This is a genomic window from Cellvibrio zantedeschiae (genome assembly GCF_014652535.1).
In the GTDB taxonomy this organism is placed as follows: Bacteria; Pseudomonadota; Gammaproteobacteria; order Pseudomonadales; family Cellvibrionaceae; genus Cellvibrio; species Cellvibrio zantedeschiae.
Map to the genome: position 1 here is coordinate 480,869 of NZ_BMYZ01000003.1, position 25,002 is coordinate 505,870.

Genomic DNA, 25,002 nt, shown 5'->3' on the forward strand with positions numbered 1-25,002 from the left:
CTCATTGGTTATTTATTTACCGATTTACGCGCAACGCCGATAAAAAATTGCTTCCATTCTTTAGTTGCATTATCAAATTTCAAAAACTCTTTGGTGATAGAACTATCCGCTTGCTCCGTGTTGGGATACATGGTTCCTTCAAGCACAAAAATTCCCGTTCGCACCAGAGTATTTTCTAATCTTCCAGAATTAAACAACCTGCTTCTTTTTTGTAATAAAACTGGTCAGCGATTTTCTTGCCGTGCATTAAATTGAAAAATATGTCGTCGTTATGATTAATCCTTAACATCAAAACGTTTTATCCTGCCCTTCTCAATGTGGAAGATATGCAAGACAGTTTTGTCCTTGAGGCCGTGGGTTTGTCCGCTTAGCGGTTGGCCGTTAAGATCGAAAACAGACTGAACGACAGTCACCGTAACAGTTTCTTGAGTTTCTTCAAACGCCAGAGGTTCAACATGAGGGCTGACCATTGCCCACTGGCGACTCCAGTATTCGCGAACACCCTCATGTCCCTGAACGTGACCTCCGTCCATAGCATTGGCCCAACAAACGTCTTCAGTAAGTGCTGCAAGTACACCCTCTATATTTCTTGAATTGAAGTATTCATAAAGGCGATGGATGAGTTGAACGTGGGTGGTCGACATGGGGGCCTCCAAAGGGTGGATTGCGGTAAACCTTTCTGATATATATGCACATATGTAATTTAAGATAAATATATATGCGCATATGTATCCCTGTCAAATCGCATTTTTATTGGAAGCCTCTCAAATGAATGAAAACGTACTGGCTACTCCCGGTCATCTAATAAGCATTGCTGCGCGCGGCTTTGCCCGGCTTGCTGAGTCCCGACTTAAACCGCTGGGTTTTGGTGTTGGCCATCTGCCGGTTTTGGTTGCATTACAAAATGGCAACGCGAGTACGCAGCGAGAGCTCGCGCGTTTCGCCAGAATTGAGCAGCCGCCCATGGCGCAAATGCTGGCACGTATGGAGCGGGATGGTTTAATCGAGCGAAACCGCCACCCGGAAGATGGCCGCAGCAGTCACATTGTGCTGACTGGTGCAGCGCAAAAGCTTATGCCCGAGGCGATAAAAACATTGCTTGAGGGAAATGATGAAGTTATGAAAGGCTTTTCCGATGCCGAAGCAAGCCAACTCGTTAATTTGCTCACAAGGCTAATTGCCAATCTGGATAAGATATCTAATGCGGAGCCTGCAAATAGTACAGATTGCGCATGATAGGAATAGAGTATTGAAACTCGGTAAGCGTCTCGAACAAATTAAATCCATGGTCACACCGCACTACGATCATATTTGGGATTGTTGCTGCGACCACGGATTGTTAGGTGCTGCACTACTTGCGCAAAGGAACGCACCTCACATTCACTTTGTGGATGTTGTACCCGAGTTGATGCAGCAATTGCATGAAAAATTAACGCGCTTTTTTCCGCAGGATTCGCAATCAATTCCACGTTGGCAAGTGCATACTTTAGACGTATCGAAATTGCCATTGCTTGAATTTTCAGGAAAACATTTGGTGATTATTGCGGGTGTTGGTGGTGATTTGATGTGTGACTTGGTTACAGCAATTCATCGCAATAATCCAAATTGCGAGATAGATTTTTTATTGTGTCCGGTGCACCACAACTACACCTTGCGCCAACAATTAATAGCATTGGATTTACGATTGAAAACTGAATGCTTGCTCGCTGAAAACAATCGCTATTATGAAATTTTATGGGTGACCACGAATAAAAATACAACATCAAAAATTGGCGCGGTGGGCACTTCGTTGTGGCACAGTAATGATCCCGCGCAGCGTAAGATTGCAGAAGATTATTTACGCAGAACAATTTCCCATTATCGCAGAGTTGAACAGAACAACCCCTCAGAATCTAAACCTATTCTTGAAGCCTATAGCGCTATAAAACTCATCCCTTGAGGAAGATTTGACGTTGAATAAGATGTTAGACGGAACGCTTTAGGTACAGCACACATTGGGTTTATAAGTTATAGGTGTGTATTCATCTTTACGCTTTTTATCCTGATAATCATTGCCTTTTTACCTTGGCCTGCCAAAATTGCCCACCATCTTTCTCTTCGGAATTTATTCGATGCTATCTCCAGATCAACCTGCAACACGTTTAGCCACTCGTTTAGCTTTTTTGGTTGCGGGTTTTGGTTACGCTTGTTGGGCGCCGCTCGTACCTTTTGCGCAAAAACGTTTGGGCGTTGATGACGGCATTCTTGGGTTACTGCTTTTGTGTATTGGTGCAGGCTCTATAGCCGCGATGTTGGTGACGGGGCCATTGTCGTCGCGTTATGGAAGCAAGCCGATTATTGTGGTGAGCGGTTTTGGGCTTCTGGCAATTTTGCCTTTTTTGCCGATTGTCGATACGCCAATAATGCTTGGACTTTCATTGTTGGTTTTTGGTGCCTCGCTTGGTTCATTGGATGTTGCGATGAATGTGCACGCGGTTGAAGTGGAGCGTGCTTCCGGCAAACCATTGATGTCGGGCTTTCACGGTTTATTTAGCGTAGGTGCATTTGCCGGCGCAGGTTTAATGACATTTTTATTATCGATAAATGTAAATGCTTTTCTCAGCACACTATTGTGTTCTGCGCTTATGGTTATCGCAATGTTGCTAGCCTGGCCGCGTTTGTTAACCGCCGTTAAAGCGAGCGATGGTCCTTTATTTGTTTTGCCGAAAGGATTTGTATTAGTGCTTGCTGGTTTAGCGGCGGCAACTTTTTTAGTGGAAGGTGCTTTGCTAGATTGGGGCGCTTTGTTAATTATTGGCAAAGGACAAGTTAGCGAAGCACAAGGCGGTTTAGGCTATATGATATTTTCCATTGCCATGATTATTGGTCGCTTCAGTGGCGATGCAATCACCGCACGCTTGGGTGACAAACGTATTTTATTTTGGGGCGGCATTATTGCGGTAACAGGTTTTGTATTTTTATTGATGGGCCCTAATACACTGATCGCGATGTCTGGATTTTTATTAATTGGTTTAGGCGCATCCAATATTGTGCCCGTGTTGTTTCGGCGCGCCGGAAACCAAAATGCTATGCCAGCTGCTTTGGCGGTGGGCGCTATGACGACTATGGGTTATGCCGGAATTCTGGCCGGTCCAGCCTGTGTTGGTTTTGTTGCACAGGCAATTGGCTTGGCTTCCGCATTTTGGATTCTTGCAGGTTTGATGACTTTGGTACCTCTGTGCGCGCGTATGGTTACGCGTGCCTAGGTTATTGAAAATTTAATCGCTTTTTACTTCAATAATTATTCGGTCAACCAATTCTTTTGCCGTGGTGAGGTTATTCATATCTGTATGAACCTTGCCATCTTTCCCTGAATGATGGCCATGCCCGATCAATGTCATTGGATAATATTGTTGTGAAGATTGTGTATCTATGATGGCTTCATAAATCACAGAAGGTTGTCCGTTGTAACCATCACCGGAATAAATAGGATCATCAGGAAAGCGATCACTGGAATAAAATGTGTTGAAATCGAACGACTGGTTTATTTCAAAACGGATTTTATATTTTTCCGGCAAATCATTATTTGAACGCGAAGACATTAAAAAATTATTTAACAAAGTTGCGCCTGCATAAGCATCCATAGTGCTAGCTGGGTTGTTTTGATTATCAGTTAATTTCTGCGATGCAAGTTGATGTAAAAAGACAGGTAAAGATTCAGGCCGCGTCCGTTTACTTGCCGTTTCGGGGCTCAATTCAGAAGCGAAGGTTTTATCCCAGGTTTGGTCATCAAAGCCCGAGACATCACTGGTAAAAATCTGCTTTTGATCGCGCAAAGTTACTTTATTGGTGAATTTGTTTTGCGCCAATTTTTGGGTGATATACAAGGGCTGAATGAATTTTCCCTCGAGGGTCTCCAACCAAATAGCATATTGTGGAAACCTGAAATAGGGACCTTTACGTAGGTCAATAACTAATTTATTTCCAAGTGCACTAGCATTAGTTTGGTCAACTCTTACATAACTGAATTGAAGCTGTTCTGCTGATTTTTCAGCACTCCTCAATTTATTACCCCATGCGTAAAGCGATGCGAAAGGCAAAGATTGCATCAGGCCCAAACCTAACATGGTCATACTAAGCGCTAGGGCAACCGGCATTGCAAGGTTGGTGCCAGATTTTGCCGTGCGAAACGTAAAATAGGTTTTAAGGCTGGATAAATTATTTTTGAGGTGCCAGCCAAGTATTAACAGCAAAACAAAACCTATACCCGTATGTACCATAGACACCATAGGGGTATGTGGGCTGATAAACATCAAAAGTGAAGTAACAAGAATAACCGTAAAAAACAGGAAAACGAGGAGGGAGACAAAAGCCCTGCGATTAAAAGATTTGGCCATAGCGTGAATCCTTATTTATTGGCCCATGATTTTGGGCGGTAGCCTCCCTGCTGCCCAATTAAAAATTGTGAAATTTTATGAAATTATATTTATCGCTAATGATTTAGTACTAATACTATTTGGCTTCTTTGCAATTAACGAGTTTGTCGGTTTTGCTGCAATAGAATTTGGTATTTTTACAGGTTGCTGTCCAGGTTTGGCCTGAGAAATCATGTGGTTCGATTGCGATTTCCTTTGGATGGCAGCCAATTAGCCCGGATGTTTCGTTTTGGGTGATACTGGTGTAAGCAGAGGAACAAGCTGTAAGGGCGAGAAGCGACAACAAAGAGGTGAGAGTAACTATTTTCATTTTTAAAAATCCTTTGTTAAGGTTTTGCTGCGAAACTGTATGGTAGTTGTCGCAACTTAACCCAAAATGAATAATTAGACGCTACGCCTGTTTCTTTAAATACTAGTTTAAAAAATGTCGGCAAATTATTTCTGTCACAGCTAAAGCCCAGCCGACGCAGAGAATAATATATAGGGTCACCATCGTTGAGGAGTTTGCATCTTCATCAAACTTTCCTTTATACAAGGAATACCAATCTGGCCAGAGAAGGTATTTGATGGCCTCACCCAGCGATTCAAAATTCTCGCCCCAAAAGCCGCGCGCAATGGTTAGGTAGAGAGGAATACTCAAAAATGCCACGAGTAAAATAAGTTTTGGATGATCCAAAAATTCCATTACTACTCCGCTTTTTTATTTTCGTTCACAAGTGGTTTGCGTTATAAATAATTTTAAGTTCTTCGGCTGCAAGCTCAATCCCCTCCTCTGCAGCCTCTTTAAGCAGTTGAAGACCGCGAGCTTTAGCTTGCCCTGCTTGTTCATAGTAAAGACTAAATCCATAAGTAAATTTGGAATGTGAATGACCTTGGGAAATTGCACGTTCAAAATAGACCGACGATTTTTGATCTTCCTCAGTCGCTAAATCACTGTAGAGATAAAGTACACCCAAGCGGTAAGAGGCTTCTGCAAGCCCGCCTTCTGAAGCAGCTTTCAACAGCTCAACACTACGTTTTTCAAAATCATCGTCGCTTTCGTTCAAACTTTCCAAACTAAAGCTTGAGTAAAGAAAAAGGGCGTAGGGATCATTGGCCTTAATAAAGGGTTCAATCAATTGGTAAAGCTCTTCAACTTCACCCTTTTCGAGTAGTTGTTCAGCTTGTTCTTTAAGCGTGTTTTCCATGTTTTTCTCTTTACAGTTTTTGATGTCGTCAATTAGCAGACGTTAAATCAAATATTATCAAGATGCGGTACGCCGCGACTTAAGCGCAATCATCAATCCCGATGCAGCCACTATGATCATGCCAAGTATGCTGATCTGATCAGGCGTGTTGTTGAAAATAATCCAACCGAGTAACGCCGCCCACAGCAGTTGCAGATAAGTGACAGGCGCAAGCATTGAAGCAGGTGCGTAGCGAAAAGCTGAGGTGAAAAAATAATGCCCTAAGCCGCCCGACACACCCATTAATAAAAATAATCCAAATTCCAGATTGCTGGGCGTTTTATTTTCCCAAAACCATGGCAGGGCAAGGCCAAAAAAAATGGAGCCGACGAGTGCTGTGTAAAATAAAAGAGTGATGGCTTTTTCAGTGCTAGCGAGAACCCGCGATAGCAGCTGGTAAGTCGTGTTTGCGCAAACGGCGAGCAAGGAAAATAAAATTCCCGCGGTATCCAAACCACTTCCCGGTCGCACAATTAACAGCACACCTAAAAACCCTCCAACTGCGGCAACCCAACCCATGGGCCCAATTGTTTCACCAAGTAAAGGGCTCGCGAGTAACACCACTAACATGGGCGCAAGAAAATTAATGGCGGTTGTTTCTGCCAGCGGCATACGCTGCAATGCCAAGCCTACAAACAGCGAAGCAAAACTTAAGGAGACTGCGCGCACAATAGCAAGACCAGTGCGTTGGGTTTTAATAAGGTGACTGGAATGACGCGGTACCAGCACAACAAACATAAGCACACATTGGGTGATGTAGCGCATAGCGACTACGAAAGGTACGTTGTAGTGCGCTGCAAGATATTTAGTGCAGCTATCCATACAGGCAAACATAAGTAAACCCGATGCAGCCAGCAGGAATCCGGTAAATGGATTTTGGTGCGGCGCCGTTTGGGTGAGGCTCATTTCTTAATCCACTGACAGTAAGCTATTGGTTTTGCGCATGGGGAATATGGCAGGCGTGATGTGCTAAAACGTGAAGCTAACCAATATACCCTAGTTCAGCTAAATGATGCGGGGATTTTTAACGCAGAAGCTATAGATTCATATTGTCGCCACTTCACTTATGAAAATGGCGACAACAATTTAATCATTCTTAAAAACCTTCGCTACGAATGTTCCAGGTTTTTGGAAAGCCTGTGTAGTCGCCTGTCTGCGGATTTTTTTCCAACATTATGGCGACCGCGCTCAACAAAGATGCGTTGGCGGGAAGATAAACGGCGAGATCTGCGCCCACTTGTGGGCAATGGCCGTTGTTCAAGTAGTAATTATTTTTACTATCTTTCAATAACAATTGCACGGCTTGCTCCGGGCGATTTAAACGCGCGGCGGTCATGGCCAACATAGGATAATCCCAGCCCCAAATTTTTGTATCGAATGCCCAATGTTTTAACACGGCATCCAAAGTGTTATTCATTACTTTTTGGTCAACATGAGCATCGTTAAAAAATGCGGTGGGTGCAAGCATGCTGGGATGATCTTCACGACTCGCTGCATTATCAAAGGTATCCGGAATGGATTCCATGGCAACATATTTTCCATCTTTAATTGGTAGCGCCGATAATAACTCCAATTGCTTTTGCCATTGCGCATTTACAGGTAAACCCTGGCGTACACGCCACGCTTGTGCAATTTCAAGTCCGTAACGCCAATAAGCCAATTCATAAGTCGGGTTGCGGCTTTGGGTGGGCGTGTAAATTTCTTGCGCAATCCAGATAGGTGCGTTTAATTCGAAACGATTTTTAACTTTATCCCAAGTCAGCATCGACGACATGGCTTGCGCGGTTTCTTCTACTAGCGCGGCGTATTTTTGCATCACTTTATCGCGTGAATTTTTATTGCCAGATTTGGTAAACAATAATTCTGCCAGATGAATTGCGTGAGGTTGATTCCAAATAATTAAGGCGTTACCACCGGGGCTCTCGCGTCCCTCCGGCCCTACCATTTTTGGCCAGCGTGCGCCTTCAAGACCTCTTTTTTTTGCGATATCGCGTGCAACATCCAAGTGTTTCAGGTACCAATCAAAAATAGGTTGTGCAGATTCGCTGCGGTTCCAGAGAATCCAATGGGAATAACTAAGCCATGCCATTTCGGTGTGAAATTTTCCGTACCAGGAACTCGCCGTTAAGCCGGTTTCTTGCGTAGGAATGTTTGCGCGTGCCTGGGTTGCAAGCACATATTGCGATAGCAGAATACGACGTTGCAATTCTGTTGCCTGTGAATCTGTGTTTTGCGTTAAATCGACAAAAGCGCCGGACTTCCAATAGCCTTGCCAGAAATGTTTGGCAGATTGCGCTGTGTCAGCAAAAGCCAGTGATTTTATTTTGGCATTTACCGACTCCACATATTCCACGGTAAATTCAAACGACTCTTTATTACTAGCCGGTGTGAGTTCAATGTTGTGCGCAGAAAGTTGTCTTAGACTTGCCTGGCCTTTCCACTGGACGACTATAGAGAAAACTTCATCGTCTACTTTGCGTTCAAGTACGAGCTGTTGTTTGGATTCTTTGATTATGCGCGTGCTGTGTTCGTCGTCGCGAAGCCAATCCATGTTCGGGGTGTTTTTTACGGCGAAGTCATAACCGCGCGGAAAACGAAATTGCACAGTCAATCGCGCATTTTTATTCAGTGGCGATTTAAGTTGGAAAGCAACGGCATCACGATTTGCGTGAGCTGCGCTTGTAACTAAAACAGGTTGGTTAGTTAATTCATAACGGCTGGTTAATTTGCCATTCCATAAATCCAATTGCTGATTGATGTTGGATATTTTATTGGGATCTACTTTTTGCCCATCCAACAAAAGACTAATTTGTCCCAAAGGTAAATCGTGGGGATTTTGCCGTAACCATTGGGCAGCAGGTGTATTGGTTTGGGTGGGGAATTTAATGGTGCGCTCGTAAGCTTGGTATTCTTCATCGGCCTCGGCGAGTTGGTGCACATTAGAGCCTTTGTTGTGCCACGCCCAGCGCGCTTTGGTTTCCAGCGGAAAACCTGCGGAAAAATATTCATCACCAAAACTTTGAAATCCTGTTACGTCTGCAGTGAATGCAAATTTTCCGTTGCCCAAGGTGAAAGGGCTTTTCATATCAACACTTTTTACAGCGGGTGAAAAAGCAGACACAATTTTTTGGCGGTTTATGGCATCGGCGTTAGTATTCCAACTCAACATACAAAGCAACACTAGCGAATACCAAGTGGATTTCGCACCTACTGGATTTTTTTTTTGCGTTGGGTTGAGGAGCCATTCCGATATCCACTAAATAGTTAAGCCTAGTGTAATGCGAATAATAAATTTGTCGCGAATAAAAAGGTAACCCGCTTTTTAGAGCGGGTTACAAGTGGGGTCTAGCAAAAATTAAAACTTGGCATTGATACCAATGAAATACTCTTGCCCGAGTACGTCATAAGTTGCGGGATAAGTATTTGCACGAATTTGCGCGCTACCTACCACTGGTGGATCATTGTCGAGGACGTTGTTGATACCGCCATACAACTGAATGTTTTCCATCACATTGGCAGTGAAAGAAATATCCAGATATTGCTGGGAAGGTAATTTTGGATACACCAAGGTGCTAAGCGCCGGCGCTGTTTTGCCGAGGCGTGTTGGCAATACATGGGTATCTATAGTGACGGCACTCATATAGCGGTGACGCAGGCTAAATGAGTAATTGTCCAAGGCCCAGGTAATGCGAGTGGTGCCGCGATATTCCGGGATTGGTTCGCCACAGGTTGCCCCGTAAGAACCTACACAGTGGTTGATAACATTCGGGAACGCCTGCACAGGTGTGAGCGAGAAATCATCGGTGTAAGTCCAATCGGTTCCCACATCGATTTTGCTGTTACTGAGTTCAAAGCTGTAACGCATCGCCAAATCCACACCAGAGGTTTCCAGCGCGCCGGTGTTGGCCTGGCGAATTTGCACGGCATTGCTATCGGTAATTGCGCCTGTGTTGCCGTCGCGATGAACCGCTTTACAGAATTCGCTATTTGCATCCTTGATCACGTTGTAACAGAGGTTGAGGGTATTGTTGAGGCCGCCGCCCAAGGTGGCGATAGCACCGTCCAAGGTGATATCGAAATAATCCAGGCTCAAGCGCAGGTTAGGCAGGGCAGATGGAGTAATAACAACACCCAGGGTTTTGGTGTCCGAGGTCTCTTCACCCACGTTGGGGTTGCCACCAAAATCCGCTGGAATAATGGTGTTGGGCTGCACGCCCGCTGTGAACACTTGTGATGTAGGAACACCGGTGGCTTCGCAGACGGCGCGAACATCGGCAGTTTGCTGGGATGCGGGTTGTTTGCTGGAACATGGATCTGTCGCTGTCTCCACTGAACGACGCAAGCCGCCAAACAATTCAGCCATATTGGGCGCACGTATGGCGCGTTGGAATTGGCCGCGGAATGCTAAGTCATCATTAACTTGCCATTCCAAACCACCTAAATAAGTTGCCGCCCCGCCAATCCCGGACAAGCTGTAATCTGAATAACGGAAGGCTGCGTTGGCGGTAAGGTTTTTAATGGCCGTGACATCTTTAACCAGAGGTACGCGCATTTCAGAGAATATCTCTTTAACGCTCAGGCTGCCGCCGGTCGGTAAACCTGCGTTAAAGCCCACGACATCGCCGGAGGATAAATAAGTATCTGGCGAATATTGCGCGCTGGTACTGCGCCATTCTGTACCCACCGCAAAACCGACTGCGCCTGCAGGCAATTGGAATAAATCACCGGAAATGCTGGCCGCAAATACTTTCATGCTGGCTTCGGTGGTATTTTTTGCGCTGATTCTGATGGCCTTCGCACAGGCTTCATCTACATTCAACCCGAACACATTACACACGGGCTTGTTGCTGCCGTTGCTGAGAAGCGCCGCTTGTAATTGGCTGCGCGATAAAGCATTGAACAGATCTTCGGTGGTGTCGGTTTTGGCGTAGGTGTAATAAACGTCGTAGTTGAGGTTGCTCAGGAAGTTATTGGAGTAACTGCCCAACTCACCTTTTATACCCAAGGCACCGCGGAATACATCGCGCTCGGTTTCCGAGCGGCGCTTACCCACTTCGCTGTAACGTTTGCCCAAAGTGACCATCGCCAAACCGTCGCCTGCAACTGTGGTGCGCGAGGTGGAGCCACTAGTGACTTTGGTGCTGCCGGTTTCGCGCAAATCCAGTTGGTTGAGCACTTCCTGCATGCCTGCGGACAGGTAAGGATTGTTCACGTTTAACAGGGTGGTGGTGCCTACGTTGCTGGGTGCGAGCTGTGCGTCTACGGTATTTTCGCTGTAGTGCAACTCAAGGTAACCGGTAGCCTTCTCGCTAAAGTCGTAATGGCTGAAGAGGTTCGCCATTACACGTTCTTGCGGAATAATCAGGTAGTTGTCTGGCCCGAGGTTGAAGCGATCTTGCGGGTCCAGAGCTGCGCGTGCGGTTTTACCGGTGTTATCAAAAGTCACACCGAAGGCGCCAAAGTTACCTATGCCCGCTCCCGTATAAGCTGCATTCAAAGCAGCGTTGGATTGCGCCGAACCGGGTAAAGGAATACCGGAAATGCGCGACGCCGGAATATCACCACTGCCGCCGCGTACAAAACCGAGCTCGCCACCTGCGCTTACACAACTGGCAAGTGATGCGTTAAACACGTCGCCCGCACTGTGATCAGTACCGCTGCCTTTCACTACGCAACCGTCAGAGAGCGAATCAAATGCAAAATCACCGCGCTCGCCACGGGTAATGCCGCCGCGCGTGAGCTTGTTAATGGAGATAACCGCGTTACCGCGACCTTCGTCAAAGTTAGTGCCGGCGGTGATATCGAAACTGTAGTTGCCGGTACCGGTGGGGCTATCTGCACCGTATTGTGCATTGAGCTCTACACCTTCAAAGTCATCACGCATGATGAAGTTGACCACACCGGTGATGGCATCGGAGCCGTAAACAGCAGAGGAGCCGCCGGTGACAATCTCGGTTCGCTCAATCAATGCGGAAGGAATGGTATTCAGGTCGGTGACTTGTTCCGGCCCATGGATCGCAAAGCGGCGACCATTGACCAACACGAGATTGCGGGTAGCGCCGAAGCCGCGCAAGTTGACGTCAGCCGTACCTCCGGGAACTGTATTGGCAGAGGCGCCGCCGTTGGTGGAAGCCACAAACTGGGGCGATTTAGCTAGCTGTTCTTCCACGTTGATTTTGCCGGACAGCTTGATGTCCTCGGCGCTGATAACGGATACGGGGGTGGATGCATCAAAACCATCGCGCTTGATGCGCGAACCTGTTACCACAACTTCTTGCACGTCGCCGGCAGTTTCACCATTGGGCGCGGCATACAAAATGGGGCTCAGGAGTGAGGCACACAGAACGCTTAAACCGCCGATGCCTCCCAATAAATTAGTGTGATCTGAGCTGGAACGATTCTTTTTCATAGCCTCTCTTTTCCTTTGAATTAGTTATTAATCTCGCCGCCCCTGCTTGGTGCCGAGCGTGGCTGCAATCTGTCAGGTTGAGCAACTGCTAAAACGCGTAAAGCCTGGAGGAACCGACCGAACTGTGACCAGGTTATTAAGGGGCTTTTGCTGCAGAGCGCCTGCTTGCCTTATTTTTACTCTTATGGTCATCGCTTCACCGCGCTACACTAGGTGTCTAACGCTATAGGCGAACACAAACTAAAAAATCGTCGTTTCACACTATGGGATTTAATCCTATAGATTGAAACAAAATACGTCAATGCTATACGTTGAATATTATCTATGCGCGTTTTTTGATTGACATAGGCCATAAAATTCCACAATATGAAACTCAATCCCTTTAGGTGAGACAAATGCAGGAACATGAAACCAATAACGAATCGGGTGAAGAAGCTAAGGGAAAGGGCCTTTCAGGGGCGCAAACTCTCATTCGCGGCTTGGAAATTTTGTCGGTAGTCGCCAATGGCACCGGTAATTTGCAGGATATCGCCAATGCTTTAGGGCTATCGCGCTCAACCGCGCACCGGCTTGCCAACACCATGGTTGAACAACGGTTTCTGAATTTCACTCCGCGTATTGGTTACAGCCTGGGCGCAAAATTAATTGAGCTTGGGCATAAATCATCCCAGCAAATGAGCTTGCCCCGGGTTGCCTACGAGCACATCGCACTCCTCGCCTCCGCTACTGGCGATACGGTGCACTTGGGGGTGTTGGATAATGACAGCGCGCTCTATCTGGACAAAATTCCCGGTTCGCGCCGCATTGAAATCAGCTCGCGCATTGGCGAGCGCCAGCCGCTCAGTTCTACCGGGTTGGGGAAAGCATTGTTGCTCGACCATTCCAAAACGCAGCTGGAAGCCATTTATAACCGCGAGCAAAGCCAGTACCACACCAATTTGGAAAGCTGGCTGGAGCGGATGGATGCATATAGCCGCCAGGGCTGTGCATTTGACCTGGAAGAAAACGAAGACCGCATTCGCTGCGTAGCGGCGCCTATTCGCAATGCGGGCGACAAAATTATTGGTTCAATTAGCGTTGCCTCGGCGGCCCAGTACATGGACGACGAGCGCATGAATGAACTGAGGGAAAGCGTTATTGCTACGGCGAAAGCCATCTCCGCTGAATACGGATGGAGTGAAAAATCCGTCACTAAATAAATCTATCAATACAACAAGGCAGGCTGTGAATGTTGTTGCAAGGCAAAAGAGTTTTAGTCACCGGCGGCACTCACGGTATTGGCCGCGCAACGGCATTGATGGTTGCGGCCCAAGGTGCAGATGTTGGTATTAATGATCTTCAAAACGGTGACGCTGCTGCCAGCCTTGTGCAAGAAATTCAGGCTATGGGCCGCCGCGCATTTTTTCATGCGGGTGATGTTGCAGATCCCCAAGTTGCCACGGATTTTATTGCAGCGGCCGTAAAAAATTTTAATGGTGTGGACGTGTTTGTCTCCAACGCTGGCATTTGCCCCTTCCACAGTTTTTTAGAAATGCCTATCGAGACCTTGCGCCGCACTATGGATGTAAATCTGCTCGGCGCCTACACCATGTGCCAGGCTGCCGCGCAACAAATGGTTAGCCAGGGTAAAGATTCCCAAGGTCGCGGCGGTTCTATTATTGCAATCAGTTCCATTTCGGCGTTGGTGGGCGGTGAAATGCAAACCCACTACACACCAACCAAAGCAGGCGTACATTCGCTTATGCAATCCACGGCCATCGCATTGGGAAAATATGGCATACGCTGCAACTCGGTGATGCCTGGCACAATCCAAACTGACATCAACAAAGACGATTTAAGTAATCCCGAAAAACGTGCCTATATGGAAAAACGAATTCCACTCGGGCGCTTGGGGGTGCCAGAAGATATTGCCAAGGTAGTAGTATTTTTAGCATCAGATCTTGCGGACTATGTGACGGGTGCTTCGGTACTTGCAGATGGCGGGATGTTTGTAAATTTGCAGTGATTTTTATTTTTTACAATGACACTAGATCCCTGCGGGGATTACGGCAAAAAAAGATAAATAAAATTAGAAACTAAGTTTTGTGAGAGAAAACTACAACAAATGATCCTGGCCAATATCGAAGATTACCGAACACTCGCACGCAAACGCTTGCCGCATTTTTTATTTGAATATATCGACGGCGGCGCCTTTAGTGAAACTACGTTGCGCAACAACAGTGCCGATTTGCAAACTATCGCTTTGCGTCAGCGAGTGCTGCGCGATGTTTCCTCCGTATCAACCGCTACGACTTTGTTTGGAAAAGAATATGCCATGCCCTTGGGTTTATCGCCCATAGGTATCGCCGGTTTAAACGCGCGGCGCGGTGAAGTACAAGCAGCACAAGCGGCGGAAGAAGCAGGTGTACCTTTTTGTCTTTCAACAGTGTCGGCCTGTGCAATTGATGAAGTGCGTGCAGCGGTAAATAATCCCATCTGGTTTCAGTTGTACATGATTAAAGATCGCGGATTTTTGCGCGAGATTTTAGCGCGCGCAAAAGCAGCGGGAACCGATACTTTGTTATTTACGGTTGATATGCCGGTGCCTGCAACACGCTACCGCGATATGCGATCCGGTTTATCGTCCGGCACTATATTGCAACGTAAAATTACGCGCGCACGGCAGGTACTTATGCGTCCACAATGGGCGTGGGATGTCGGATTGTTTGGTCGTCCGCACACGCTCGGTAATATTGCGCCCGTGTTAGGTGATAACGCGGGGATTGATGAATTTTGGAGTTGGCTTGCACAAAATTTTGATCCAACAGTCACTTGGGCGGATATAGATCGCATTCGCGCAGAGTGGGACGGAAAATTTATTATCAAAGGTATTCTGGATTCGGAAGACGCCAAGCAAGCGGCATCAATAGGCGCAGATGGCATTATTGTTTCCAATCACGGTGGTCGACAATTGGATGGCGCCCTGTCATCCATTCGTGCATTGCCAGACATTGCTGATGCCGTGGGCAATGACCTCGGTATTATTTTAGACAGCGGTGTACGCAGCGGACTTGATGTCGTACGTGCACTCGCACTCGGTGCAAATTTTGTAATGATTGGACGACCTTGGGTTTATGCTTTGGCGGCGCGCCAGAAAAAAGGTGTGCGGGAAATATTGGATATTTTTAAAAACGAAATGCGCGTTGCAATGGCGCTCTCTGGCAATACATCGGTCAACACAATTAAACGTGACAGTTTGGTAAATTTATAAATCCATAATCCTGTGTCGCTGAGCGGAAATTACAGGAGCTTTAAATTTACCGAACATAAATGAAAATTATGAGTGAGAGCAATGATGAATAGAAAAGCGATATTGAATTTCTTAAGTCTCCCGGTGTTTATTTTGTTTGGCAGTATAAGTTTATCCAGTGCGGCGCAAGAAAAAGCGAGCCTTATAGACGATACGCAAAAGCTGAATGTAGAAATTAGCAAAAATAAAATAGCGGTAGATGTTTTCAGCAAAAACAAAAAAATTATCGCGCTTGATGATATTCGCTTCAACGATACAGCTGCGTCCCGATGGACCTTGTCAAACACCTCAGAAAATTCAATCACGCTTGTAGGTGAGTTTCCTGCCCATGTGGATTTTTATAATCCGGTCACCAACACTCAGCCGCGCTCAGTTAATCTTACGCTAAGCAAAGTTGCGGGCGGCTTTCGTTTAAATGCGGAACCTGCCTGGGGCAGATCGACTGCCTTGCATTTTAATTATCTCGGCGACCACTTCTTTGGTTTGTCAGAACCCTTGCAACCTGACGCACAAGTATCACCTGATTTAACAGGCAGTAGCATTAACGTAGATATCAATAGCGAAGATGCTTACCTTCACGAAAATTACGCGACTGCCTATTCCGCGTTTTATATCAGTAGCTTTGGTTATGGTTCCTTTTTCGATAGCTTTGCGCGCGGCCGCTACGATTTAGCGATTAATGGAAAAAATCGCATTACTCACGACACCGGAAAGTTGGATTGGTATGTGTTTCCCGGTGACGACGGCGTTGCCATACAACAAAAATATTTTGCATTAATCGGTGCACCTAAACATGTACCCGCCTGGGGCTTGGGGCCAATGGGATGGCGCGATCAAAATAACGGTGGTGCGCCAGAAATTCTTGACGATGTTAAGAAAATGCGTGAGTTAAAAATTCCGTTTACTTCATGGTTTGTTGATCGCCCTTACAGCGATGGTGCTCACGCTTGGTCAAAAATGAATTTCAATTCATTATTTGCAAATCCTGCGCAGTGGATTAACCAATTGCGTACGCAGGAAGGTCTGGAATTTATGACCTGGACGGCCACCGCAACTTTTAACGATTATTCCGTTGCAAAACATTTGCCCGGCAGATTTTCTTATCTCGATTTAAGTGATGCTGCGACTGTAAATGTTTTCCAAAAAGCGCTCGCCGAAAAACAACACGCATTTGGTGTTAAAGGCCACAAGATGGATCGCGCTGATGAAGTATTTCCCGCCGCAGAAGATTGGGCAGACAAAAATGTGACGATTCCAGAGCGCCGTAATAAATATTCTTACTTGATGGCGAAAGTACATGACGAAGCCTTGCGCAAACAATGGGGGGATGACCAACTCACATTTGCACGTTCCGCTTATCAACGCAGCCAACCTTATTTGAGCGCAATTTGGGGCGGTGATCCGCGCACCAGTTGGGAAGGTTTGCAAAGCAATATCGCCAACGCTATGCGTTCATCATTTATGGGCTTCCCGGTGTGGGGAACAGATGTGGGTGGTTACCAGGGCGATGGTTATATTCCAGAAAATCTTTACATCCGCTGGATGCAAGCGGGCAGCATGAGTGGCTTATTTGAAATTAAATTAGATGGTGCTGGTGGTGCTGGAAATGATCGCATGCCCTGGCGCTACGATGAAAAATTCCAGGCTATTTTCCGCAAAATTTGTGAAGAGCGCATGCAATTTTTGCCTTATTTATATTCGCTGGCAAATACAAGTGCAACAAAGGGTGCATTAATGCAACCGCTCGCTTACCGCCATCTGTTAGATAAAAACACCTACGCAATTGCTGACGAATTTTATTTGGGTAATGCCTTGCTAATTGCACCGGTTTTACACGATGGCGAAACGCGCAGTGTTTATTTACCCAAGGGCAACTGGATTGATTTTGATAATACTGCACAGCGTTACGAGGGCGGTAAAACCATAAAGGTCAATGCACCGCTCAATACCTTGCCACGCTTTATTGCTGAAAATTCCATTTTTGTGCAAGGCGATACTTTTAAAGGCAGCAACCGTAACTGGAGCAACCAAGCGTCGCATTTAACTATTTTTGCAAATCCGGCGCAGGCGAAAGGTGATACGACATTTACTTACGTTGACCTGCTAGATGGCAACAAGCAAAAGTCGTTTGTCATGCAACGCGATAAAAAGAAAATCAGTCTCGATATTCCCGCGTTGAATCATGCTAGCGAATTGACCGTATTTTTAGTGAAATCACCAAAAAACATATCGCTAAATGGAAAAGCCGCAACATGGAAATTCGACGAGTCCACCCAACAAATTCGTTTGCCGCTAGGTTTGAATGAAAATTCGAAAGTGGAAATAAATTTGTAAGTGATTAACAAGAAATTGCTTCGTGCAGGACTATTTCTCAACACCTGCACGAAGTTTTTCATGTTGTATTGAAGTGCCCCCAAAAAATTCATACAAAATTATAAAAAAAGCCCGCTTTCCCGACCTTATTGCATTGACGCAACATTTCCCATTCTGTAGGATTTAATCCCATAGTGTGGAATATTATTTAATCCCTCAAGCTAGCTTGGTGAAGCAATGAACCCAAGAACAAAAATAAAACACGTACGTGCACTCGTTGCGAAAGGTGGCGAAGGCGGCGGAGGAGCTGATTATCACGATCAAGGCGAAGGCCATTGGATTGATAACCATATAGCCACGTCTATGGGGCGATATCCCGAATATCGCCAAAGTCGCAAAAGCTTCGGCATTAATGTACTGGGCACTTTGGTGGTTGAAATTGAATGTGAAGACGGCACTGTCGGCTTTGCGGTGACTACCGGCGGCGAGCCTGCTGCTTATTTGGTTGAACATCACTTCGCACGCTTTTTAGAAGGCCGCGATCCTTTCGATTACGAAACCATTTGGGATCAAATGTATTTTGCGTCGCAATACTACGGCCGCAAAGGCTTGGTGGTGAATGCTATCTCCGGCGTTGACCTCGCGCTCTGGGATCTAATGGGGCGCTTACGCGGTGAACCTGTGTATCGTTTGCTCGGCGGCGCGGTGCGCAATGAATTGCAATTTTATGCAACGGGTGCACGCCCTGATCTCGCTAAAGAAATGGGTTTTATCGGTGGCAAATTACCCCTCTTGCACGGCCCCATTGAAGGTGATGAAGGCCTCAAGAAAAACGTCGCCTGGCTTGCGGAAATGCGCGAAAAATGTGGCCCGGATTTTTGGTTGATGTACGACTGTTGGATGGCGCTCGATGTCCATTATGCAACGCGTCTTGCGCATGCGTGTCAGCCCTACGGATTGAAATGGATTGAAGAAGCCATTTCTCCCGATGATTATTGGGGCTATCAACAACTCAAAAAACAAGTGCCACCCGGCATGCTTGTCACCACCGGCGAACACGAAGCAACGCGTTGGGGTTTCCGCATGCTTATGGAAATGGAATGCTGCGATTTAATCCAGCCCGATGTAGGTTGGTGCGGTGGCGTGACGGAATTATTAAAAATTTCTGCCATGGCCGATGCGCGTGGAATTATGGTTGTTCCGCACGGATCATCGGTTTACAGCTATCACTTTGTTATTACTCGCCACAATTCACCCTTCGCAGAATTTCTAATGATGGCTCCCAAAGCCGATCATGTTGCGCCCATGTTCCATCCACAACTGCTAGGCGAACCTGTGCCCTTTAATGGCCGCATGAATGTATCCGCGTTGGATAAACCCGGCTTTGGTGTGGAATTAAATCCGGCAGTGAAATTGCGTCGGCCTTACGTACGGAATTAATAAAGTAAGTAACGACTTTTTATAAATTTGGATTTTATGTAATAGGGAGCCGTCATCCCCGCAGGGGATGACGGCTCCCAACAAAACTGATTTTTGGAACTCATAACATGAAACTCTGCCGCTTCGGCCAAAAAAATTCAGAAAAACCTGGCGTGATTGATGCGCAAGGTCGCCTACGTGATCTCAGTTCAGTCATTCCAGATCTAAATGCTGATCAAGTACGTTTATCAAAGTTAAATTCTTTGCATGATGTGGACATCAGCAGTTTACCCATCGTAGAAGGCGAACAAAGATTCGGTGTGCCTGTTGCGGGAATTGGAAAAATTATTGCCGTAGGTTTGAATTACGCCGATCACGCCGCCGAATCCAATTTGCCTGTGCCAAGCGAGCCGATATTTTTTACCAAAGCCATTACTTCATTAAATGGCGCGAATGACGCTGTAATGAAACCGCGCGACGCCACCAAAATGGATTGGGAAGTTGAGCTAGGCATTATTATCGGTAAAACCTGTCGCTATGTAGATGAAGCGAATGCCCTGTCACACATCGCCGGTTACACGTTAGTAAACGATATTTCCGAACGCGGCTTCCAAAAAGAACGCGGCACCCAATGGGTGAAAGGAAAAGGTTGCGATACCTTTTGTCCGGTTGGTCCTTATTTGGTAACGCCCGATGAAGTGGGCGATGTGCAAGCATTGGATATGTTTTTAAATGTAAACGGCCAGCGCATGCAAACGGGCAACACCAAAACCATGATTTTTAATGTGGCGCAATGCATCAGCTACATTTCACGTTTTATTACTTTGCAACCTGGCGATTTGGTGATTACAGGTACTCCACCGGGCGTGGGTGAAGGTAAAAAACCTGAGGCTATTTATTTAAATGTGGGCGATGAAATTCATCTCGGCGTTACCAAATTAGGTGAGCAACGCCAAACCGTAGTCGCATTCAGTCTTGCCAATCAGGAAATCATCGAATGATATTTTCAAATCGTTTTAAAAATCGCAACGCCATTATTACCGGCGGCGCATCTGGGCTTGGCAAAGCCGTTGCCGCGCGTATTGTTGCGGAAGGCGGCAATGTAGTTTTGTGGGATCAGAATGAAAACTTGCTGCAAGCCGCTGCTGTGGAAACTGGTGCTAAAGGTGTCATAGCAGTCGATGTTTCTGACTCAGAAGCTGTTAACAATGCGGTTACAAAATCACTTGAGTTTCTCGGTAAAATTGATGTGCTTGTAAATGCAGCGGGCATTACAGGCGCCACCCAACCTGTGTGGGAATTCCCCATTGATTCCTGGCTGCGCGTAATGGATATCAATTTAAATGGATTATTTTATTGCTGCCGCAGTGCGGTGCCGCACATGCTCAATAATAATTATGGGCGCATCGTAAATATTGCGTCGGTAGCGGGTAAAGAAGGCAATCCCAACGCTAGCGCTTATTCCGCATCCAAAGCGGGCGTAATTGGTTTAACCAAATCCTTAGGCAAAGAATTGGCGACAAAAAATATTATCGTCAACGCATTAACCCCCGCAACTTTCGACAGCCCAATCTTGGAACAATTGCCGCAATCGCAAGTTGATTATATGCGTTCAAAAATTCCTATGGGACGTTTAGGTTTAATTGATGAATCTGTGGCTATGGTGTGCTTTATGGCATCTGAAGAATGTTCATTCACTACGGCATCGGTGTTTGATACTTCGGGTGGAAGAACAACATATTAGAATTAGTAAAGCTTAAAATAATAAGAGGCACCTTATGAAGATCCCACGTGTTGTTGATGCCCATGTGCATTTGTGGGATCTCAAACATATTCGCTACCCTTGGTTAACTCCGCCCTTTACCAGCGATGGTCCTAACGGTAGCGTTGAAGCCATTGCTTCTGATTATTTATTAGAAAATTATTTTGCTGATGCGCAAAACATCAACGTAAAAAAGCTTGTGCATATTGAGGCCGGTGCAAACGCTGAAGACGCGCTATCTGAAACCTTATGGTTGCAATCACTGGCTGATAAAACCGGCTTTCCACATGCCATAGTGGCTCATGCATCTTTGAATGATCTTGCAGTAGAGTCTCTGCTAGAGGTTCACTGCTTAAATAAAAATGTTCGCGGTATTCGCCATATTATTAATTGGCATCCCAATCCAGCCCTAACCTATACGCCGAAAAATTTATTGGAAGATCCAGTATTCAAACGCGGGTACAAACTGCTAAATAAATTTGGTCTGTCATTTGATCTGCAAATTTATCCCAATCAAATGGGGCAAGCCTACGACCTTGCTAAAGCAAATCCCAATGTGCCGGTGATTATCAATCATATGGGTATGCCGGTAGATAAAGACAAAAAACAATGGCAACAAGGAATGTCGTTATTAAGCAGCTTGCCGCATGTTTCGGTAAAAGTTTCCGGTTTTGGATTTATTGATCGCCGCTGGAATTTTGAAGGTATGAAAGATTTGGTAACCCAAACAATTGATTGGTTTGGAACGGATCGCGTTATGTTTGCCAGTGATTTTCCAACCGACAAACTCTTTAATTCCTTTAAGCAAGCTTACGACGTATATAAACAAATCGTGTGTGAATTGAGTGTGCAGGAACAGGATGCACTTTTTGCTGCAAATGCAGAGCGGATTTATAGAATTTAATTCCCCCTCTTCCCGGCCTACCCGTTGTAGACGGGAGTTTGGGACGGGGTTATATGCAAATAAGTTAATAATAACGAGGTAACAAAATGACACCCAATCCACTTACCGGCGTTTTGTTTCACTGGCTAGGCGGTTTAGCCTCTGCCAGTTTTTATGTTCCCTATAAACGCATTCGCGGTTGGTCATGGGAAATATTCTGGTTGACCGGTGGATTTTTTTCCTGGGTTATCGCGCCCTGGTTATTTGCAAGTATTCAAACTAATAATCTGTGGGAAGTCTTAAGTAGTACTCCCACAAATGTTTTGCTCTGGTGTTATTTTTGGGGCGCTATGTGGGGCCTGGGTGGTTTAGCATTTGGTTTAACCATGCGCTATTTGGGTTTGTCTTTAGGTATGGCTGTTGCGCTGGGTTTAACAACTGTTATAGGTACTATGGGCCCACCTTTATTTCGTGGCACTGTGGGCACACTTGCGAGCACACTGAGTGGAAAAATTATTTTTGTTGGCATTGCCGTGGTTTTGCTCGGCATTATTATTATTGCTTTGGCTGGTCATGCTAAAGAAAAGCAAATAAAAGAAAAACAATTAAATAGTAGTGATACAGATAGAGGCGAATTTAATTTAAAGAAAGGTATCGCCATCGCCATATTTTCCGGAGTTATGTCTTCCTGTTTTGCTTTTGGTTTGGATGCTGGGGAATCGATTCGCGCTGCTTCGCTTTTACAGGGTACTTCTCCCTCGTGGAAAGGTTTGCCAGTTTTATGCGTGATTCTCGCCGGTGGTTTTACCACGAATCTGTTGTGGTGCTCCTATTTGATATGGAGCAATAAATCTGCGCAGCAATTTTTTAAAACTAATCTTCCTGCCACCTCTTTACGCATTAATTATTTCTTTGCCGCTCTAGGTGGAACCCTGTGGTACTTCCAATTTTTCTTTTACACCCTGGGTGAAAGCCAAATGGGTCGCTTCGGCTTTTCAAGCTGGACCCTGCATATGGCCTCCATCATTTTATTTTCCACTTTGTGGGGGTTTGCACTTTCGGAATGGAAAGGCACCACACGCAATACCAAATTACTGGTTTGGCTTGGAATCCTCACTTTAGTCAGCTCAACGGTATTAATCGGCTGGGGTAATGCGCAAGCAGTTTGATATCTAATTCACAGTTATATATCTGATCTGGGGTTTGCGTAAGTAGGGAGTCGTCATCCTCGCGTAGCGGGGATCCAGCTTTTGATTTTAGCTTTTTTAACTGCTGGATCCCCGCTACGCGAGGATGACGATTCCCTTTTTAATTGAATTCATTTGAGCATCTAAAAATGAAATTTCTTACAGCAGCATTCGCAATATGTATTTCGTGTTTCGCTCATTCTGCACCTTGGGTTCCCGACTTAGGTAACGGCAATTATAAAAACCCGGTACTGTTTGCTGATTATTCAGACCCTGACATTATCAAAGTAGGCGATGACTTTTACTTGGTCGCTTCCAGCTTTAACACCATGCCGGGCATTCCGGTCTTGCATTCAAAAGATTTGGTGAATTGGAAAATTATCAGCCATATCTATGATCGCTTGCCCTTTGAAAAGCATGATCGTCAAGCTCATGGTTTGGGTTCATGGGCACCTTCAATAAATTTTCACAAGGGTATGTTCTACGTTTATTTTTGCACGCCTGATTTGGGATTATTTGTTGCCACTGCAAAAAATCCTGTGGGCCCGTGGTCACTTAAACACATGGCAGATGTTGAATTGTGGGAAGACCCCGATGCATTTTGGGATGACGATGGTCAGGCTTATTTGGTGCGCGGAAAAGTTCGCGCCGATATTTTATATCTCCATAAATTAAGTGCTGATGGAAAAACCTTACTGGATGATGGCAAGGTTATTTTCAAGGATCTAAAAACCCAGCCCGTAATCGAAGGACCCAAATTTTTAAAGCGTAATGGCTATTATTATATTTTTGCTCCTGCTGGTGGAGTAGCGACAGGTTGGCAAAGTGTATTGCGTTCAAAATCTATTTACGGCCCATATGAATCCAGAGTTGTGATGAACCAGGGTAAAACAAACATCAATGGACCACATCAAGGTGGAATGGTTGAACTGGATTCAGGTGAATGGTGGTTTATGCATTTTCAGGATCGCGGACTTTATGGGCGCGTTGCACATTTGCAGCCAATGAACTGGAAAGACGATTGGCCTGTGATAGGAAATGACTCCGATAACGACGGAATTGGTGAGCCTGTATTGGAATGGAAAAAACCGGCCATTGGAAAAATATTTCCAATCGAAGCTCCACAAACCAGTGACGAATTTGATTCCAAAAAATTAGGATTACAATGGCAATGGCATGCTAATCCCAAACAGGAATGGTATTCACTTAATCGTGCGCACAAAGATCATTTGCGTTTACATGCCGTACAAAATTTAACGCAAGCTGGCAATTTACGCTTTGTACCTAATTTATTGTTGCAGAAATTTTCGTCACCTGCGTTTGTAGCTACAACAAAAGTTACTTTCCATCCAGACGGCAAAAAAGACAAAGCCGGTTTGGTTGTAATGGGAAAAACCTGGGCTTATCTTGCATTCTATAAAACCGACAGTGAAACCCGTTTAGGTTTATTTAATGGCACCTATGAACAATATGACGATGCGACTAAGGAAATCGCTTCAGTTTCCTGGCCAGCAACTTCAGATAATTATTCTGCGTTTCTACGAGTCGATGTTTGCGATGGCGGCTTAAGCCAATTCTCCTACAGTACAGATGGCAATACATTTATAAATATAGGTGAGCCTTTCCAGGCAACAGCAGGCATATGGATAGGAGCAAAGGTGGGTTTATTTAGCCTTAACTCCAGTATCGAAAAAAGCGCCGGTTATATGGATGTTGATTGGTTTAGAATGGAATAGAGTTGTGAGTAACAATTAATAGAGACGACTGGAAAATACCAAACACTGCTTATGCGGTTTAACACACAGACGATCATTAGCCGCGTGTTATAAATTTAAAGCTATTTTCTTAATTACGGGGGTGGCTTATGGTTCATACGGAACACAATGTTCGTTCACTCGCCCATCAAATTTGGGAATCTGAAGGAAAACCTAGCGGTCAAGCGGAACGCCATTGGCATTTGGCTGCGCGATTAATGGCAGAAGCTGAACATAAAAATCATCCACATCAAAAACGTTCTGTAGATCCGTCAGAAGCGACAGGACCTACAGAGCCAGAACAACCCGATCAAACATAGCATTCTCTGAATACCAAATAAAAAA

Annotated in this window: 23 protein-coding genes; 14 read left to right on the forward strand and 9 right to left on the reverse strand. The window is 45.5% G+C overall.

Translation table 11 applies throughout. From position 1 onward, the window contains the following. Positions 1-8 precede the first annotated feature (8 nt). Positions 9-146 carry a hypothetical protein gene (locus IE104_RS16185; RefSeq protein WP_189420406.1) on the reverse strand — a complete coding sequence of 46 codons (138 nt, stop codon included), beginning with the start codon at positions 144-146 and terminating at the stop codon, positions 9-11. 129 nt (positions 147-275) lie between these two features. Further along, the gene (locus IE104_RS16190) at positions 276-644 is read right to left on the reverse strand and encodes a nuclear transport factor 2 family protein (protein WP_189420408.1); all 369 of its coding nucleotides are present in this window, start codon (positions 642-644) and stop codon (positions 276-278) included. Positions 645-768: 124 nt separating this feature from the next. On the opposite strand from IE104_RS16190, the gene IE104_RS16195 reads away from it, so the two are divergent. The 3 genes from IE104_RS16195 to IE104_RS16205 all read left to right on the forward strand — a co-directional run bounded on the left by IE104_RS16195 (position 769) and on the right by IE104_RS16205 (position 3,245). Beyond that, positions 769-1,236, forward strand: coding sequence for a MarR family winged helix-turn-helix transcriptional regulator (locus IE104_RS16195; RefSeq protein ID WP_189420410.1), 468 nt, complete (start codon positions 769-771; stop codon positions 1,234-1,236). Between the two features lie 13 nt (positions 1,237-1,249). After that, positions 1,250-1,939: a tRNA (adenine(22)-N(1))-methyltransferase gene (locus IE104_RS16200; RefSeq protein ID WP_189420412.1), complete on the forward strand. Its 690-nt coding sequence runs from the start codon at positions 1,250-1,252 to the stop codon at positions 1,937-1,939. Between the two features lie 172 nt (positions 1,940-2,111). Next, positions 2,112-3,245: an MFS transporter gene (locus tag IE104_RS16205; RefSeq protein ID WP_189420414.1), complete on the forward strand. Its 1,134-nt coding sequence runs from the start codon at positions 2,112-2,114 to the stop codon at positions 3,243-3,245. 12 nt (positions 3,246-3,257) lie between these two features. Here IE104_RS16205 and IE104_RS16210 read toward each other — a convergent pair whose 3' ends face one another. The 7 genes from IE104_RS16210 to IE104_RS16240 form a co-directional block, all read right to left on the reverse strand. Further along, positions 3,258-4,376 (reverse strand): DUF4405 domain-containing protein, encoded by a 1,119-nt coding sequence (locus IE104_RS16210; protein ID WP_189420416.1) that lies wholly within the window; start codon positions 4,374-4,376, stop codon positions 3,258-3,260. 115 nt (positions 4,377-4,491) lie between these two features. Continuing rightward, the gene (locus IE104_RS16215; RefSeq protein WP_189420418.1) at positions 4,492-4,725 is read right to left on the reverse strand and encodes a hypothetical protein; all 234 of its coding nucleotides are present in this window, start codon (positions 4,723-4,725) and stop codon (positions 4,492-4,494) included. 102 nt (positions 4,726-4,827) lie between these two features. Then, a complete protein-coding gene (locus IE104_RS16220) occupies positions 4,828-5,100 on the reverse strand; it encodes a hypothetical protein (RefSeq protein ID WP_189420420.1) in 273 nt (90 codons plus the stop codon). Between the two features lie 25 nt (positions 5,101-5,125). Then, positions 5,126-5,602 (reverse strand): SEL1-like repeat protein, encoded by a 477-nt coding sequence (locus IE104_RS16225; protein WP_189420422.1) that lies wholly within the window; start codon positions 5,600-5,602, stop codon positions 5,126-5,128. Positions 5,603-5,659: 57 nt separating this feature from the next. Then, positions 5,660-6,547 (reverse strand): DMT family transporter, encoded by an 888-nt coding sequence (locus tag IE104_RS16230; RefSeq protein ID WP_189420423.1) that lies wholly within the window; start codon positions 6,545-6,547, stop codon positions 5,660-5,662. Positions 6,548-6,737: 190 nt separating this feature from the next. After that, complete coding sequence (locus tag IE104_RS16235) at positions 6,738-8,810, reverse strand: hypothetical protein (protein ID WP_189420424.1); 2,073 nt, start codon at positions 8,808-8,810, stop codon at positions 6,738-6,740. Between the two features lie 186 nt (positions 8,811-8,996). Continuing rightward, positions 8,997-12,050, reverse strand: coding sequence for a TonB-dependent receptor domain-containing protein (locus tag IE104_RS16240; RefSeq protein ID WP_189420425.1), 3,054 nt, complete (start codon positions 12,048-12,050; stop codon positions 8,997-8,999). A 395-nt stretch (positions 12,051-12,445) separates the two neighbouring features. Between IE104_RS16240 and IE104_RS16245 the strand changes: the two genes are divergently transcribed. The 11 genes from IE104_RS16245 (at position 12,446) to IE104_RS16295 (ending at position 24,977) form a co-directional block, all read left to right on the forward strand. Further along, entirely contained in the window at positions 12,446-13,249 is an 804-nt protein-coding gene (locus tag IE104_RS16245; RefSeq protein ID WP_189420426.1) for an IclR family transcriptional regulator, read from the forward strand. 29 nt (positions 13,250-13,278) lie between these two features. Further along, positions 13,279-14,055 carry an L-rhamnose 1-dehydrogenase Lra1 gene (gene lra1 / locus IE104_RS16250; protein ID WP_189420427.1) on the forward strand — a complete coding sequence of 259 codons (777 nt, stop codon included), beginning with the start codon at positions 13,279-13,281 and terminating at the stop codon, positions 14,053-14,055. 99 nt (positions 14,056-14,154) lie between these two features. Next, positions 14,155-15,300 (forward strand): L-lactate dehydrogenase, encoded by a 1,146-nt coding sequence (locus tag IE104_RS16255; protein WP_189420428.1) that lies wholly within the window; start codon positions 14,155-14,157, stop codon positions 15,298-15,300. Positions 15,301-15,381: 81 nt separating this feature from the next. After that, complete coding sequence (locus IE104_RS16260; RefSeq protein ID WP_189420429.1) at positions 15,382-17,673, forward strand: glycoside hydrolase family 31 protein; 2,292 nt, start codon at positions 15,382-15,384, stop codon at positions 17,671-17,673. A gap of 216 nt (positions 17,674-17,889) precedes the next feature. After that, on the forward strand, positions 17,890-19,092 hold the full coding sequence (gene rhmD, locus IE104_RS16265; RefSeq protein ID WP_189420430.1) for an L-rhamnonate dehydratase: 1,203 nt from the start codon (positions 17,890-17,892) through the stop codon (positions 19,090-19,092). A gap of 107 nt (positions 19,093-19,199) precedes the next feature. Next, positions 19,200-20,072 carry a 2,4-didehydro-3-deoxy-L-rhamnonate hydrolase gene (locus IE104_RS16270; protein ID WP_189420431.1) on the forward strand — a complete coding sequence of 291 codons (873 nt, stop codon included), beginning with the start codon at positions 19,200-19,202 and terminating at the stop codon, positions 20,070-20,072. Continuing rightward, a complete protein-coding gene (locus IE104_RS16275; protein ID WP_189420432.1) occupies positions 20,069-20,815 on the forward strand; it encodes an SDR family NAD(P)-dependent oxidoreductase in 747 nt (248 codons plus the stop codon). Before IE104_RS16270 ends, IE104_RS16275 begins: the two co-directional genes overlap by 4 nt. A 34-nt stretch (positions 20,816-20,849) precedes the next feature. Continuing rightward, the gene (locus IE104_RS16280; protein ID WP_189420433.1) at positions 20,850-21,737 is read left to right on the forward strand and encodes an amidohydrolase family protein; all 888 of its coding nucleotides are present in this window, start codon (positions 20,850-20,852) and stop codon (positions 21,735-21,737) included. Positions 21,738-21,823: 86 nt separating this feature from the next. Then, positions 21,824-22,885 (forward strand): L-rhamnose/proton symporter RhaT, encoded by a 1,062-nt coding sequence (rhaT, locus tag IE104_RS16285; RefSeq protein WP_189420434.1) that lies wholly within the window; start codon positions 21,824-21,826, stop codon positions 22,883-22,885. Positions 22,886-23,052: 167 nt separating this feature from the next. After that, positions 23,053-24,639: a glycoside hydrolase family 43 protein gene (locus IE104_RS16290; protein WP_189420435.1), complete on the forward strand. Its 1,587-nt coding sequence runs from the start codon at positions 23,053-23,055 to the stop codon at positions 24,637-24,639. Positions 24,640-24,767: 128 nt separating this feature from the next. Then, positions 24,768-24,977 (forward strand): DUF2934 domain-containing protein, encoded by a 210-nt coding sequence (locus IE104_RS16295; protein WP_189420437.1) that lies wholly within the window; start codon positions 24,768-24,770, stop codon positions 24,975-24,977. The last annotated feature ends 25 nt before the right edge of the window (positions 24,978-25,002 follow it).

Coding starts and splice junctions, on each gene's coding strand:
- IE104_RS16240 (WP_189420425.1), bottom strand. CDS start 12,050: ATGAAAAAGAATCGTTCCAGCTCAGATCACACTAATTTATTGGGAGGC.
- IE104_RS16190 (WP_189420408.1), bottom strand. CDS start 644: ATGTCGACCACCCACGTTCAACTCATCCATCGCCTTTATGAATACTTC.
- IE104_RS16220 (WP_189420420.1), bottom strand. CDS start 5,100: ATGGAATTTTTGGATCATCCAAAACTTATTTTACTCGTGGCATTTTTG.
- IE104_RS16275 (WP_189420432.1), top strand. CDS start 20,069: ATGATATTTTCAAATCGTTTTAAAAATCGCAACGCCATTATTACCGGC.
- rhmD (WP_189420430.1), top strand. CDS start 17,890: ATGAACCCAAGAACAAAAATAAAACACGTACGTGCACTCGTTGCGAAA.
- IE104_RS16205 (WP_189420414.1), top strand. CDS start 2,112: ATGCTATCTCCAGATCAACCTGCAACACGTTTAGCCACTCGTTTAGCT.
- IE104_RS16210 (WP_189420416.1), bottom strand. CDS start 4,376: ATGGCCAAATCTTTTAATCGCAGGGCTTTTGTCTCCCTCCTCGTTTTC.
- IE104_RS16195 (WP_189420410.1), top strand. CDS start 769: ATGAATGAAAACGTACTGGCTACTCCCGGTCATCTAATAAGCATTGCT.
- IE104_RS16225 (WP_189420422.1), bottom strand. CDS start 5,602: ATGGAAAACACGCTTAAAGAACAAGCTGAACAACTACTCGAAAAGGGT.
- IE104_RS16280 (WP_189420433.1), top strand. CDS start 20,850: ATGAAGATCCCACGTGTTGTTGATGCCCATGTGCATTTGTGGGATCTC.
- IE104_RS16270 (WP_189420431.1), top strand. CDS start 19,200: ATGAAACTCTGCCGCTTCGGCCAAAAAAATTCAGAAAAACCTGGCGTG.
- IE104_RS16230 (WP_189420423.1), bottom strand. CDS start 6,547: ATGAGCCTCACCCAAACGGCGCCGCACCAAAATCCATTTACCGGATTC.
- rhaT (WP_189420434.1), top strand. CDS start 21,824: ATGACACCCAATCCACTTACCGGCGTTTTGTTTCACTGGCTAGGCGGT.
- IE104_RS16290 (WP_189420435.1), top strand. CDS start 23,053: ATGAAATTTCTTACAGCAGCATTCGCAATATGTATTTCGTGTTTCGCT.
- IE104_RS16245 (WP_189420426.1), top strand. CDS start 12,446: ATGCAGGAACATGAAACCAATAACGAATCGGGTGAAGAAGCTAAGGGA.
- lra1 (WP_189420427.1), top strand. CDS start 13,279: ATGTTGTTGCAAGGCAAAAGAGTTTTAGTCACCGGCGGCACTCACGGT.
- IE104_RS16255 (WP_189420428.1), top strand. CDS start 14,155: ATGATCCTGGCCAATATCGAAGATTACCGAACACTCGCACGCAAACGC.
- IE104_RS16260 (WP_189420429.1), top strand. CDS start 15,382: ATGATGAATAGAAAAGCGATATTGAATTTCTTAAGTCTCCCGGTGTTT.
- IE104_RS16295 (WP_189420437.1), top strand. CDS start 24,768: ATGGTTCATACGGAACACAATGTTCGTTCACTCGCCCATCAAATTTGG.
- IE104_RS16215 (WP_189420418.1), bottom strand. CDS start 4,725: ATGAAAATAGTTACTCTCACCTCTTTGTTGTCGCTTCTCGCCCTTACA.
- IE104_RS16235 (WP_189420424.1), bottom strand. CDS start 8,810: ATGTTGAGTTGGAATACTAACGCCGATGCCATAAACCGCCAAAAAATT.